Here is a 13,772-nt window from a genome sequence, read left to right as displayed (position 1 = left end):
ATGATAATGGTCGTTTTCAAGGAGCAAATGTGAAATCAGGAATGAAAAAATTAAGCTTGGGCATGGTGTTACTGTTATCGATAGCGGGTTGCCAGGCGCAATCCAACTCACCCAATTCAAAGGAAAATACCCAAATGACTGCCAATGTGACTGAGCTGCAAAAAATTGATACCGTGGTCGGCGATGGCCGCGAAGCCGAAATCGGTTTCAACGTGACCGTGCATTACACCGGCTGGTTGTACGATGCCAATTCCAAAGACTTTAAAGGCAAAAAGTTTGATAGCAGCCTGGACCGTAATTCCCCGTTCAACTTTTTCCTGGGCGGTGGCCAAGTCATCCAGGGCTGGGACGAAGGTGTGCAAGGTATGAGGATTGGCGGCAAACGTACGCTGATTATCCCTTCTGAACTGGGTTACGGCGCACGCGGTGCCGGTGGCGTGATTCCGCCAAATGCGACACTGGTATTTGACGTTGAATTGCTCGGCGTCAAATAGAAAGAGATTCTTAGGGTGTATGGTGATCTTAATTAAGCACCATGGTGACGGAAGCTAGGCATTCTTGCAATGTGCCAGCTCCGCCCTCAAGTGATTGATGTTGGTCACAAATTAAAAACGATTGGAAAAATCAGCAATGCAAGTCAAAGTGAAATGGATAGACGGCGTCAGTTTTGTTGGCGAGTCTGAAACCGGTCACGCAGTTGTACTGGATGGCGCGCCTGAGAATGGCGGCCGTAATATCGGCATGCGCCCAATGGAAATGCTGCTGATCGGCATGGGTTCATGCACGGCATTTGATGTAGTGACTATCCTCAAAAAAGCACGCCAGCCGATTGTGGATTGCGTGGCAGAAATTGCAGCTGAACGCGCCGACACTATCCCGAAAGTATTCACCAAGATTCACGTGCACTTTGTAGTGACCGGTGAAAACCTGAACGAGCAACAAGTCTCGCGTGCGATAAGCCTTTCTGCTGAAAAATATTGTTCAGCCAGTATCATGCTGCAAAAAGCTTGTGAAATTACGCATGATTTTGAAATCAGAACGCCAACTACTGAGTAAATGATGACAACTCCTGTCGGCATGTTAGGTATTCGCCACGTGGCACTCTTTATCAAAGAACTGGAGTCGGCGATAGACTTCTACACGCGCATTGTTGGCATGCAGATCGAATGGCAGCCAGACCCGGACAATGTTTACCTGACTAATCATGGCGATGTATTTGCCTTGCATCGGGTTGATTACAAGGCTGATCCGCTACAGCGTCTTGACCACATCGGGTTTGCATTGACGGATGAGGCGGCAGTAGATGGCTGGTATTCGCATATGGTGGAGCAAGGCGTACGCATTACCGAAGCGCCTAAAACACACAGAGATGGCTCACGGGGCTTTTATTGCCTGGACAGCGTCGGTCATTTGCTTGAGTTTATTTACCATCCGCCAATTAGCCGTCATGTTAAAGGCATGTCGGGTAACTAAATTTGGATACCTTTTTCAAAAGCATAAAGCCTCCTTGTTGGAGGCTTTATTTGTTAAGAGGATTTAAAGCTAGCTATTCGCTTACGACTTTGATCGACAATGTTTGCTCTTTATCCAGCACAGTCAGCAAACGGTCTATGTTCGGATGTTTGCCTGGGTGATTCTCGGCATCTTCTGTATGTTCTGCGTACAGCGCCAATCCCTCTACGGCAGCATCGCTGTTGATTTCACCATATATTTTGAATAAATGATGATAAACCTTAATCGAGCCCTGGGTGCCGGGTTTATTTTCAATCTGGCCGGCCGGCCGGCTTTGCTCATCGAAGAGCTCAATGCGTTTCACATGATCCGCATTGTCCAGGGTGAGTAAGTTGTCACTAAATTTTTGCATGGTTGACTCTAGGTTAATACGAATACTATAAGTGATACGCGGTTCGCGTCATCACTTTGGAAGCCAGGCGCATGGCCAGTTTCACCGGGGCGGGCAGCGTAGCACCGCCAAGATGCTCTGCAGTCTGCGCATGCTGTTCTTCATCTTGCTTCATTTGCGTCACTATTGCGCGTGAAGCGAGATCTTGCGCCGGTAATTGCTGCAGATGGCTCCCTAAGTGAGACGACACCTGGTGCTCGGTTTCGGCCAAAAATCCAAGGTTCCATTTGTCACCAAGTAAACCTGCTGTGACGCCCAGGCCAAAACTCGCACCAAACCATAATGGGTTAAGCAGGCTTTTGCGGCCACCAAGTTCGTCGATTCGTCGTTCACACCATGCAAGGTGATCGACTTCTTCACGGGAGGCTTCTTTGAGTGCTTCAACATTGGCCGGATTACGGGATACTAACGCCTGGCCGCTATATAAGGCCTGTGCACAGACTTCGCCCACATGATTGACGCGCATCAGGGCTGCGGCATGCTTGCGCTCTTTATCAGATAAAGAGTTATCGTTAGACGCTTCTGCTTTTGGATAAGGGCGGCTAGGACTCGGTTGGCTAAATACCGTACGTAAGCCCATGTCGATGACGGCAATAGCCTTATCCAATGTCAATCTCGGCAGAGTCATTGATTACTCCCTGTAAAGCACCATTGCCTGCTGGCTGTGAGGCTTGCAGACAATGGCATGATCATTATTTCTTCACTGGTTTCTCAGCGCCGGCTGGTTTTTCAGTGCTGGCTGGCTTGTCTGTTGCAGCTTTCACCGCTTCAGGTGCTTTTTGCACTGGCAAGCCTTTAAGTTGATTCAACGCTTGTACAAACTGGAAGTCATCTTTGCTGGCGGGTTCAATAGGGCCGCGGGTTTCAGCAAATTTTTCATCCTTAGGTTTATCACCACCAACGCGGGCTTTCACTTCTTCAGCTTTTTCAGCGTTGGCTTTAGCAATGTCGCTAGGGTTGGATAAATGGCGCTTCAAATCCGCCTCATGCAAGCTCAGGCTTGGGTCTGAACCATCATCCACAATCGTGTCCGGCACAATGCCTTTCGCCTGAATTGAGCGACCATTAGGCGTGAAATAACGTGCAGTAGTCAATTTAATCGCACTACCGTTGTTCATAGGCAGGATTGTTTGTACTGAACCCTTACCAAAGCTCTGGATGCCCATGATGGTGGCACGTTTATGATCCTGCAATGCCCCGGCCACAATTTCAGAAGCAGATGCAGAGCCTGCATTGATCAATACCACGATTGGCACTGTTTTATACTCTTCGGGCAAATCTTTCAGGTAGTCAGATTTACCACGGCGGGCATAATCCATGGGTGTCGCATTCAGGCGCATTTTAGAGTCCGCTACACGGCCTTCGGTATAAACCACCAAGTCATCTTTTGGCAGGAAAGCGGCAGAGACGCCAACCGCGGCATCCAGCAAGCCGCCCGGGTTGTTACGCAAATCCAACACCAAGCCTTTAAACGCGCCTTTGTTATCAGCACGTAAGGTTTTCAGGGCCTTGGCAAGGTCTTCACCAGTACGCTCCTGGAACTGAGTAATACGTACATAAGCATAGCCTGGCTCAATCAATTTGCTCTTAACGCTTTGCGCCTTGATGATGGCACGGGTCAGGGTAAAGGTAAGCGGTTTGTCTTCGCCTTTACGCACAACGGTTAGCGTGATTTTAGTATCCGGTACACCGCGCATGCGTTTCACGGCATCGTTCAGGGTCAAACCACGCACTTGCGTGTCATCGAGTTTCATAATCAAGTCACCGGATTTCAAGCCAGCTTTATAAGCAGGGCTGTCTTCAATCGGTGTCACTACTTTCACCAGGCCGTCTTCCATGGCGACTTCAATACCCAGCCCGCCAAATTCACCTTGGGTGCCAGCCTGCAACTCTTTGTAGGCATCTGCATCCATAAAGGTTGAGTGAGGGTCGAGGCCTTGCAACATGCCGGCCAATGCTTCGTTGATCAGTTTTTTATCTTCAACCGGTTCGACATAGTCAGATTTGACTTTTGCGAATACTTCGGCAAAGACTCGCAGCTCGTCGATCGGCAATTGCGAAACAGAGGTTCTATCCGCCCAGGCAGAAATATTGATACTTACCAGAATACCTACAAAAACGCCTGCACCAAGCAAGCTAAATTTTTCAAATTTGGAACGCATACCAGCCTTGTATGATCAATTAAGCGAAGAATACTATTGTATGAAGATTACTGTAATAAAAGATTCAAGTGACATCAGTGATGTCAGCCTGTTTTGAGAGAGTGGAAACAATCACGTTAAGTTCATTTTCCGCTATTTCAATAAAATTGACTATACTCTTCACGCAAATAGTTTATTAGAGTGCAATATGCAAAAGCCTATCGTAGAAATCGAGTTTTGTACACAGTGTCGTTGGCTATTACGCGCAGCCTGGTTGGCGCAAGAGCTGCTTACCACATTTGATACTGATCTGGGATCGGTCAATCTGGTGCCCGGCACCGGAGGTATTCTGGACATTAGCTGTGATGGAAAAGTGATTTTTTCACGTAAAGAAGCAGGGCGGTTTCCTGAAGCAAAAGAATTAAAACAGCTGATAAGGGATTTGATTGATCCGGAGCGCTCACTTGGACACAGTGATAGTCCGGTAAAAAGTGCTGAGTAGTAGGAAGCTTGTTTTTACGTCTAAGCTTTAATTCCCGGTTTCCACTTCTATGCGTTTGGCGCCGTTGTAACGGGTACGCCAGTAGCGCTCATCCATGTTTTCAACACGTACTTTAGCGCCCGCTCGCGGGGCATGTATAAACTGATTGTTGCCAACGTAAATGCCGACATGAGAGAAGGCTGACTTAAGTGTGTTGAAAAATACCAAATCGCCTGGCTGCAAATCATCGCGCTTAACAGTATCACCCAACTCACTGATGGTGCGAGCGGATGGCGGCAGGGAAATTTGTGCTGCGTGCTTGAACACGTATTGTACAAACCCGCTGCAATCAAAACCGGTTTCAGGAGACCGCCCACCGTATTTGTAACCTACACCGGTCAGACTCAGCGCCCGAATCATGATCTCTTCAACTTTTTCTGACCACGAACCGGAAAGTCCGGTTTGGCTGTCTAACACCTCTTCTTGCGAATAGCTGTAGGCGTTCTGCCAGCGCTTGTCCTCACCTGGGGCGGCGTGGCCTTGGGAGATGCAAAGGGTGCTGATCAGAGGTGCACTGATAAGTAGTGCAGCGAGTCGAAGAACTAGATTATTCATCACAATCAAAGCTTGGTTATCATTCTTGTTGTGTCAGAAATAAGTATAACGGCCTAAACCTTGCCATACTTCAATGGCAGATGCAAGTTTTCATGAAAATTTAAGCATGCAGCTTAAATTGAAATCAGCAAAAAACTGCATTATTTTTAGTGGTCCGTGGGATAATTGACGGATGTCTTTAATGCAACAAGTCACGTCAGCATTTTCAGAAAGCGGTTGTCTGGTACAAACCATGCCCGGTTTCAGAAGCCGCCCGCAACAACAGGAAATGGCACAGGCAATTGCCGATGCCATCGATAACCAGCAGCAATTGGTAGCCGAAGCGGGAACAGGCACTGGCAAAACTTACGCCTACCTGGTGCCGGCGCTTTTGTCTGGCGGAAAAGTCATTATTTCAACCGGCACCAAAACCCTGCAAGACCAGCTTTACCAGCGTGATTTACCTGCTGTGCGCGAAGCACTGAAAGTGCCAGTGTCCGTAGCTATGCTCAAAGGCCGCGCAAACTACATTTGCCATTACCATTTGCAGCGTGCCAGCCAGGAAGGTCGTTTCCAGTCACGTGAAGACGCGCAATATATCCCCATCCTGCAAAGCTTTGCCGAAAACAGCCAAACCGGTGACAAGGCCGAACTCATAGAAGTACCAGAGCAGGCAACCGTCTGGCAGCAAGTCACTTCGACCCGAGATAACTGCGTCGGCCAGGATTGCCAGTATTACAAACAATGCTTTGTGATGGAAGCACGCAAGCAGGCACTGGCGGCCGATGTAGTGGTTGTGAATCATCACCTTTTCTTTGCCGATGTGATGCTTCGAGACGAAGGTGTGGCTGAACTGTTGCCTAGCGCCAACACGATAGTGTTTGATGAAGCGCACCAGTTACCTGAAGTCGCCGGTCTGTTTTTTGGTGAAGATATTTCTACCTCGCAATTAATGGACCTGGCCAGAGATAGTCAAATGGCTTATCTCACAATAGCTAAAGACTGTGTCGCACTGGCTGAAGCCGTGACTCCACTGGAAAAGGCCTGCCGTGATTTCCGCCTGGTATTTCAGTATGAAGGCGCGCGCATGCCGGTGCAAAAGGCACAATCATTAAAGAATTTTGCTGATGCCTATCAACGCATGCTGGAAACCCTGGCGGCACTGACCAAAGTGCTGGAGACACAGGCCGCGCGCGATCCATTGCTGGAAAAATGCTGGCAACGCGGCGAGGCCTTACTCGCCTTGCTGGAAGCGTGGCAAAAAGGAAATCACGCCAACCTGGTGCGCTGGGTGGAAGTATTTACGCAAAGTGTCCAATTACATGCGACCCCGCTCAGTGTGGCCGATGGCTTCGGCAAACAGTTGAATGCACAGCCAAGGGCCTGGATTTTCACTTCCGCCACTTTGGCAGTGAAAAGTGATTTCAATCACTACCAGGGACAAATGGGCCTGCTGGCCGCACAAACCCGGCATTGGCAAAGCCCGTTCGATTATGACCAGCAAGCGTTGCTGTATGTGCCAGAAGGCATGCCAGAGCCGAATAGCATTGCTTACCCGGCAGCCGTAGCTGCCATCGCCTTGCCGGTATTGCAAGCCAGTAAGGGGCGGGCTTTTGTGCTGTGCACTTCACTGAGAGCTATGCGCGAAGTACATGCCTTGTTAAAGCAGGCATTTGAAGAGCAGGGCATGGAGTACCCATTGCTGATGCAAGGTGAAAGCAACCGTACCGAATTGCTGGATAGATTCCGCGCGCATGGCAATGCGGTGCTTGTAGGCTCGCAAAGTTTTTGGGAGGGCGTGGATGTGCGTGGAGAAGCGCTTTCCTGTGTGATTATTGACAAGCTACCATTTGCGCCACCGGATGATCCGGTACTTGCGGCGCGCATCGACAAAATGAATACCGAAGGCAAAAATGCCTTTATGGAATATCAGTTACCGTATGCCGTGATCACACTCAAGCAGGGCGCAGGTCGTTTGATCCGCGATGAGAGTGATTCAGGTGTATTGGTCATTTGTGATCCTCGATTAGTAGATAAACCTTATGGACGGCGCATCTGGCAAAGTCTGCCGCCATTTAAGCGCACGCGGAAACTGGATGATGTGCAGGCGTTTTTCGAGCGTGTGGATGAAAAGCCAGAGCCAGTCCAGGGTAGCTAATCAACATGGTAATTGTTCCTGCAAATGAATACACCTTGACCGCTATCCGCGCGCAAGGGGCTGGTGGGCAGAACGTGAATAAAGTCTCTTCTGCCATTCATCTGCGTTTCGATATCCAGGCCTCAAGCCTGAATGAGGCTGTGAAATCCCGATTGCTAAGTAGTAAAGACCAGCGCATTACTGCTGAGGGCGTACTCATTATTAAAGCGCAACAATATCGTACACAAGAAGCGAATAAAAGAGATGCAATTGCCAGATTGCAGGCAATTGTAGAAGCGGCTAGTCATGTGCATGCGACGCGATATGCGACAAGGCCGACCCGGGCTTCGCAGAAGCGCAGGGTGGCGGGGAAGATTCAGCGGGGAGTGATTAAGCAGGGGCGGGGGCGAGTGGTTGAGGATCATTAGGAATGAGACTCTTAAATACAGTTAAATACAGCGCGCGCTGTTTTTGAATGAGCTGTATCCCCGTAGTTTGGTATGCAGATACTTAACTACCTGCAACTGACAGTCATTCTGGCGTAGGCCAGAATCTGGGCGAGGTAGATGTTTGGCTTTGTTACTAACGAAGATACTGGTTGATCCTACGATCTATAATCCGCATTAATCTTCACATAATCATATGAAAAATCGCATGTCCATACCGTAGCGTCGGCCAATCCGCGATTAAGCACTACCCGCACTAAAATATCACTTTCCTTCATGACCGCTGCCCCTTGCTCTTCGACATAGCTAGCAGCTCGTCCACCTTTTTCCGCAACAAGCACATCGCCAAGATACAGCTGCATTGTGTTGACATCAAGGTCATCAATCCCCGCATATCCAATCGCTGCCAGAATACGTCCAAGGTTAGGGTCAGAAGCAAAAAATGCAGTTTTAATCAGCGGTGAATGCGCAATCGCGTAGGCAACCTTGCGGCACTCTTCCTCATCTTTACCAGCTTCAACCTGAATGGTCATAAACTTGGTTGCGCCTTCACCATCGCGCACGATGGCTTGCGCCAGCTCTGTGGCTACATCTGTCAGCGCATCACGCAAGGTGATAAATTCAGCATTTTCTTCAGTGACTGCAGCATTTCCGGCCTGGCCGGTCGCCATCAGAATCAGGCTGTCATTGGTGCTGGTGTCGCCATCCACAGTGATACAGTTAAACGATTTGTTCACTGCGTGTTGAATGATTTTATCTAACGCGCTTTGACTAATCGCGGCATCAGTTGCAATGTAGCCCAGCATGGTCGCCATATTAGGGTGAATCATACCTGAGCCTTTGCTGATGCCGGTAATCGTCACGGTTTTTCCCTCAATGCTTAGCGTGCGTGAAGTCCCTTTAGCAACAATATCTGTTGTCATAATCGCTTCTGCAGCATTGAGCCAGCTATCTGTTTGCAAGTTGGCGACTGCATTTGGAATGCCTGCCAGCAGTCTTTCCATCGGAAGTGTTTCCAGGATTACGCCAGTAGAGAATGGTAATACCTGCTCCGGGCTGATATTTAATTCCTGCGCGACGGCTATGCAACTAGCATGCGCGTCATCTAATCCTTGCTGACCTGTACCAGCATTGGCACAGCCGGTATTTACCAACAGGGCGCGAATACCTTTGTTTTTCTCCAGGTGGTCTTTGCACACGGTCACTGGTGCAGCGCAAAAACGATTCAAGGTAAATACGCCGGCTACGCTGCTGCCTTCAGGCAATGTCATCACCAGCACGTCTTTACGATTGGGTTTGCGGATATGCGCTTGAGCGAAGCCAAGTTGTACGCCGTTAACGGGCAATAAATCTTTGGCGAGAGGGGCGTTTAATTTAACGGGCATCCGTTTTCCTTGAGAATTTCAAAAGAATAGATTGGTGGTTAGGCACGACGCCAGGTTGTACCTTGTGCAGTATCTTCCACCACAATGCCTGCATCAGACAATAGTTTGCGGATACGGTCAGCCTCAGCAAAGTCTTTGCCTTTTTTCGCAGCGATACGGGCCGTGATAAGGTTGTCGATATCCAGTTCGCCGCCAAGGTCTTCGCCTTGCATAAAAGCTTCCGGGTCACGTTGCAACAGGCCGACAATACTTGCCAATTGTTTCAATAATGCGGCAGTTTGCTGGGATTTGTCTTTGTTCAAATCATTTGCCAGCTCAAACAGTATGGCTATCGCTTCGGGCGTATTGAAGTCATCGTCCATGGCTGATTTGAATTTAGCCGCTTGCGGCTGCTGCCAGTCAATTTCGCTGTCGGGCACATTTACACCACGCAATGCAGTGTATAAGCGCGTCAGTGAAGCTTTCGCATCATCCAGATGCTTGTCGGAATAATTGAGCGGGCTGCGGTAATGCGCGCGCAGGATAAAAAAGCGCACGACTTCGGGATCGTACTTTTCCAGCACTTCACGGATAGTGAAAAAGTTGCCCAACGATTTGGACATTTTCTCATCATCAACGCGTACAAATCCATTATGCATCCAATAGTTCGCCATGGTGCAGCCGTGTGTCGCTTCGGATTGTGCAATCTCGTTTTCATGGTGCGGAAACTGCAAATCCTGACCGCCGCCATGGATGTCAAAGTGTTCGCCAAGAAGCTCTGCGCTCATGGCTGAGCATTCAATATGCCAGCCAGGGCGGCCGTTGCCCCATGGCGATTCCCAAAAAGGCTCGCCCTGCTTGGCTGATTTCCACAACACGAAATCCAGCGGGTCCTGTTTGTGACCATCCACATCCACGCGTTCACCGGCGCGCAGGTCATCCAGGGTTTTGCCGGATAATTTGCCGTAATCGTTAAAGCTACGCACTTTATAAAATACGTCGCCATTATTTGCCTGGTAGGCAAACCCTTTTTCAATCAGTTTGCTGATCATGTCCAGCATGCCTTGTACATGCTCTGTGGCACGCGGCTCGATATCCGGGCGAATAATGCCTAGTTTGGCCGAGTCTTCGTCCATTGCGGTAATAAAGCGCTGAGTAAGGCTTTGGATGGATTCGTTGTTTTCGTTTGCACGTTTGATGATTTTGTCATCAATATCGGTGATGTTGCGTACGTATGTGACTTCGTAACCACTGGCGCGGAGCCAGCGTGCGACCATGTCAAATACCACCATCACACGGGCATGTCCCAGATGGCAAAAGTCATAGACTGTCATTCCGCAGACATACATGCGTACTTTATTAGGTTGGATTGGCTTGAAATCTTGTTTGCTGCGGGTAATGGTGTTGTGTAGTTTTAACATGCTAACAAATGTAATGTGGATTAATGCGTGATAAAATTAGCAGCAGTAAGGGAATGCTCTAAAATGTTAAGAAGATAGCCTTTGTGTAGGCCAGCTGAACATTGGTAATAATTCAAGTTGTTATCTTGTCAGGCAAATGATTAAAACGCGAATTGATCTGGAAATCATTGCGTATTATTCACCTATATTTGCACTGTCTCTTGTACAATTAAAGTATAACATACTGCTAAAAATCAACGATTGCTCAGGTAATTAACTCATGAATGCAACATTAAAAAAATATTTGCTGGTAGTAGGGATCATTTTCAGTCAGGCGGCACTATCCAATAGTGTGATGGCCGGTCAAACAAACGTAGAACTTCGCGAAATTAATCAGCTTTCAGAGCAGGGCAATCAGGCAGCGGCGCTGGATAAAGTGAACACTTATTTGTCGTCTAATCCTAAAAATGCCGAAGCGATGTTCATGCGTGGCGTCATTCTGGTTGAGCTCGGTAAGCGTGATGAGGCGATTAAAGCATTTACTGATTTGTCTGAGAAGTATCCAAACCTGCCAGAGCCATACAATAACCTTGCTGTGTTATATGCTGACCAGGGTCAGTATGATAAAGCCCGCAAAGCGCTGGAATCTGCGATTAAAACCCACCCAAGCTACGCCACAGCGCATGAAAACCTGGGTGATATTTATGCGCGTATGGCTTCCGAAGCTTATGACAAGGCATTGAAGCTGGATACTTCGAATAGCCGTGCACAAAATAAACTGGCCATGATCACCGATTTATTTGGTGGCAAACGGGCAGTTGCGCGTCCTGCGACGACTGTACCGCCATCTGCACCTGCTTCTACAGTTATGCCTCCTAACAGCAATGCACCCACGGTGACGCCGCCAGCGACACCGGCGCCTACAGCAGCAACACCGCCTGTCGCAGAAACCAAAAAACCGGTAGTGGTAGAAACTAAACCTGTTGAAGCCAAACCGGTAGAAACCAAGCCAGTGGTTGATAATCAGGAACAAGTGGTAATTGATGCAGTCAATGCCTGGGCGGATGCCTGGGCAGCGCAAAATGTTGATCGTTACCTCGATAGTTACGCAAAAGACTTTAAGACACCAGGTGGTGAAACACGCAAACAATGGGAAGCTAAACGTCGTGATCGTGTTAGCCGTCCGGCAAAAATTTCAGTGAATCTGCAAAATATTGCTGTGAAAATGGAAAGCCAGACCTCTGCGAAAGTCACATTCAGGCAGATTTACAAGGCAACTGGCCTGGATGCTAACTCCAATAAAACCTTGAATCTGGTCAAAGAAGGTTCACGCTGGCTGATCAAGCAGGAGCGCGTAGGCAAGTTCTAATGGATGTATTGCGCTGAATTTGGTAGTAAACTCGTGAATAACGAGCAAATTCAGCGAGTTAGCGCGCAGTTTTGAATTAACGAATGTATAATATTGGCATGAGAAGTTTGAGAAAATATTGCTGTATCGCATTTGTGAGCGCAGCGCTACTGCCATGGAATGCCACAGCGGTGAATCACGAGGCGTTAACCGCACGCCTGTTTATACAAAATAAAAACACCGGTACTGTCGAACGCATGCTGGTGCAGACTTTGCAGTCTATCAAAGAAGGGCGCTTGCAACAGGCGCTGGACTATGTAGACCAGCTCCTCGCAATTTCCCCTAATTTCGCATTGGCTCATCTGATTCATGGTGACCTGCTATCTGCCAAGGCGCGTATCCTCAATGGTTTTGGCGATGTGAATCCCGCCAATTTAAACCGCATCCAGGATCTCAAAGATGAAGCTGAAATCCGTATCCGTAATTACTTTGATCGCAACCGTGGGTTGACCCAGCCAAATCTGCTGGTAGAGCTCTCAGAAAAACAAAGTCACGTTCTATTCGTGGATACGGCGCGGTCCAGGCTTTACGTATATGAAAAAAGCCAGAATGATACGTTGAAGTATGTCGCAGACTATTATGTGACCATCGGAAAAAACGGCACTGGCAAAAAAGACCAAGGCGATAAAAGAACGCCAATCGGTGTTTACTTTGCGTCGAAGAAACTAAATCGACCTCTGCCTGATCTATATGGTGACGCAGCCTACCCGCTGAATTATCCGAATGAGATGGATAGCTATGAACGCAAGACCGGTTCAGGCATCTGGATTCATGGTACTCCTCGCGATACTTATAGTCGTCCGCCGCGTGCCAGCGATGGTTGCGTAGTGCTTTCTAACCCTGATGTAAAAGCGTTGCAGGACATACTGCAAGTAGGCAGTACACCAGTGGTGATCGGGGTGAACTTTGAGTGGATCAGCCCTGAATCTCTGAAACAGCAGGAGAAGACAAAATCTGCGTTAAAGGTTGCGCTGGAGGATTGGCGTAGAGACTGGGTATCGCAGAACACGGACGCCTATTTGGGGCATTACGCCGGCGATTTCTTTTATTCAGAAGGTGGCTTATCAAAATGGTCTGGCTACAAGCGTCAGATTCAGGCGTCTAAACCTAAAGTGAGTATTAATTTGTCAGAAGTCAGCATGTTTACCTATCCTAATTCAACCAAGAATATGGTGGTGGTGGATTTTGAGCAGGAATATATCAGCCCTGCACTTCGTGAAGTGATGAAGAAACGCCAGTACTGGGTGCAAGAAAATGGGCAATGGAAAATTTTATATGAAGGATCAGCTTAATGCGTAAACTGTTAGCGCTCTCTTTTTTATGCATGATGACCGTCGTTTCGTCTGTAAATGCGGCCACACAAGTCACCTTTGAAACTAACCAGGGCAACTTTACCGTTGAAGTGTATGCCGATAAAGCCCCAAAAACGGTGGAAAATTTTCTGCAATACGTGAAAGATGGTTTTTACACCAATACTGTTTTTCACCGCGTGATTAGCCGCTTTATGATCCAGGGCGGCGGTTTTGATCGTGAATTAACCGAGAAACCGACACGCGCACCGATTATTAATGAATCCAATAATGGCCTGCTAAACCAGACCGGTACCATCGCCATGGCGCGTACCCAGGATCCTAATTCTGCGACGGCACAATTTTTTGTGAATGTGGCGGATAACCAGTTCCTCAATTACACCAGCCCGGAAGCAAGCATGATCGGCTATTGCGTGTTTGGTAAAGTGGTTTCCGGCATGGACGTAGTGTTCAAAATCAGTAATTTGCCTACCGGTAATCAACGCGGTTTTTCCGACGTTCCGATTCGTACTGTCATTATCAAGCGCGCGACCATCGTCAGCGGCAAGTAATTTTTTTCAGCCTTTAAATCAATAAACGGAGAATGTT

The 13,772-nt window shown here is 48.3% G+C and carries 15 protein-coding genes; 9 read left to right on the top strand and 6 right to left on the bottom strand.

The window, feature by feature from the left end:
* Window positions 1-41: 41 nt before the first annotated feature.
* The 3 genes from ASG34_RS05910 (at window position 42) to ASG34_RS05900 (ending at window position 1,473) form a co-directional block, all read left to right on the top strand.
* Window positions 42-494, top strand: coding sequence for an FKBP-type peptidyl-prolyl cis-trans isomerase (locus ASG34_RS05910; RefSeq protein WP_200934460.1), 453 nt, complete (start codon window positions 42-44; stop codon window positions 492-494).
* A gap of 136 nt (window positions 495-630) precedes the next feature.
* Complete coding sequence (locus ASG34_RS05905) at window positions 631-1,056, top strand: OsmC family protein (protein WP_055827981.1); 426 nt, start codon at window positions 631-633, stop codon at window positions 1,054-1,056.
* Between the two features lie 3 nt (window positions 1,057-1,059).
* Window positions 1,060-1,473 carry a VOC family protein gene (locus tag ASG34_RS05900; protein WP_055829090.1) on the top strand — a complete coding sequence of 138 codons (414 nt, stop codon included), beginning with the start codon at window positions 1,060-1,062 and terminating at the stop codon, window positions 1,471-1,473.
* A 73-nt stretch (window positions 1,474-1,546) separates the two neighbouring features.
* Here the strand turns inward: ASG34_RS05900 and ASG34_RS05895 are convergent, their stop codons facing one another.
* From ASG34_RS05895 to ASG34_RS05885, 3 genes are all read right to left on the bottom strand, one after another.
* Window positions 1,547-1,864, bottom strand: coding sequence for a DUF2322 family protein (locus tag ASG34_RS05895; RefSeq protein WP_055827978.1), 318 nt, complete (start codon window positions 1,862-1,864; stop codon window positions 1,547-1,549).
* Between the two features lie 25 nt (window positions 1,865-1,889).
* On the bottom strand, window positions 1,890-2,531 hold the full coding sequence (coq7, locus tag ASG34_RS05890) for a 2-polyprenyl-3-methyl-6-methoxy-1,4-benzoquinone monooxygenase (RefSeq protein ID WP_055827975.1): 642 nt from the start codon (window positions 2,529-2,531) through the stop codon (window positions 1,890-1,892).
* A 64-nt stretch (window positions 2,532-2,595) separates the two neighbouring features.
* A complete protein-coding gene (locus ASG34_RS05885; protein WP_055827973.1) occupies window positions 2,596-4,065 on the bottom strand; it encodes a S41 family peptidase in 1,470 nt (489 codons plus the stop codon).
* Window positions 4,066-4,252: 187 nt separating this feature from the next.
* Here ASG34_RS05885 and ASG34_RS05880 point away from each other — a divergent pair, with 187 nt between their 5' ends.
* Window positions 4,253-4,546 carry a SelT/SelW/SelH family protein gene (locus ASG34_RS05880; protein WP_055827970.1) on the top strand — a complete coding sequence of 98 codons (294 nt, stop codon included), beginning with the start codon at window positions 4,253-4,255 and terminating at the stop codon, window positions 4,544-4,546.
* 27 nt (window positions 4,547-4,573) lie between these two features.
* On the opposite strand, the gene ASG34_RS05875 is transcribed toward ASG34_RS05880, so the two are convergent.
* Entirely contained in the window at window positions 4,574-5,140 is a 567-nt protein-coding gene (locus tag ASG34_RS05875; protein WP_055827969.1) for a C40 family peptidase, read from the bottom strand.
* Between the two features lie 181 nt (window positions 5,141-5,321).
* Here ASG34_RS05875 and ASG34_RS05870 point away from each other — a divergent pair, with 181 nt between their 5' ends.
* Window positions 5,322-7,277 (top strand): ATP-dependent DNA helicase, encoded by a 1,956-nt coding sequence (locus tag ASG34_RS05870; RefSeq protein WP_369814567.1) that lies wholly within the window; start codon window positions 5,322-5,324, stop codon window positions 7,275-7,277.
* Window positions 7,278-7,282: 5 nt separating this feature from the next.
* Window positions 7,283-7,684 (top strand): alternative ribosome rescue aminoacyl-tRNA hydrolase ArfB, encoded by a 402-nt coding sequence (gene arfB, locus ASG34_RS05865; RefSeq protein ID WP_055827962.1) that lies wholly within the window; start codon window positions 7,283-7,285, stop codon window positions 7,682-7,684.
* A 176-nt stretch (window positions 7,685-7,860) separates the two neighbouring features.
* Here the strand turns inward: arfB and argJ are convergent, their stop codons facing one another.
* On the bottom strand, window positions 7,861-9,087 hold the full coding sequence (argJ, locus tag ASG34_RS05860) for a bifunctional glutamate N-acetyltransferase/amino-acid acetyltransferase ArgJ (RefSeq protein WP_055827959.1): 1,227 nt from the start codon (window positions 9,085-9,087) through the stop codon (window positions 7,861-7,863).
* A 38-nt stretch (window positions 9,088-9,125) separates the two neighbouring features.
* Window positions 9,126-10,487, bottom strand: coding sequence for a cysteine--tRNA ligase (gene cysS / locus ASG34_RS05855; protein ID WP_082504818.1), 1,362 nt, complete (start codon window positions 10,485-10,487; stop codon window positions 9,126-9,128).
* A gap of 259 nt (window positions 10,488-10,746) precedes the next feature.
* Between cysS and ASG34_RS05850 the strand changes: the two genes are divergently transcribed.
* The 3 genes from ASG34_RS05850 (at window position 10,747) to ASG34_RS05840 (ending at window position 13,735) form a co-directional block, all read left to right on the top strand.
* Window positions 10,747-11,835: a tetratricopeptide repeat protein gene (locus tag ASG34_RS05850; RefSeq protein ID WP_055827955.1), complete on the top strand. Its 1,089-nt coding sequence runs from the start codon at window positions 10,747-10,749 to the stop codon at window positions 11,833-11,835.
* A gap of 83 nt (window positions 11,836-11,918) precedes the next feature.
* Complete coding sequence (locus tag ASG34_RS05845; protein ID WP_055827952.1) at window positions 11,919-13,166, top strand: L,D-transpeptidase family protein; 1,248 nt, start codon at window positions 11,919-11,921, stop codon at window positions 13,164-13,166.
* A complete protein-coding gene (locus ASG34_RS05840) occupies window positions 13,166-13,735 on the top strand; it encodes a peptidylprolyl isomerase (protein WP_055827951.1) in 570 nt (189 codons plus the stop codon). The genes ASG34_RS05845 and ASG34_RS05840 overlap by 1 nt, the downstream gene beginning before the upstream one ends.
* The last annotated feature ends 37 nt before the right edge of the window (window positions 13,736-13,772 follow it).

Source organism: Methylophilus sp. Leaf416 (assembly GCF_001424665.1).
Classification (GTDB): Bacteria; Pseudomonadota; Gammaproteobacteria; order Burkholderiales; family Methylophilaceae; genus Methylophilus.
Note: the sequence above shows the minus strand (reverse complement) of the source record. Positions and strands in the feature narration are given on the sequence as shown.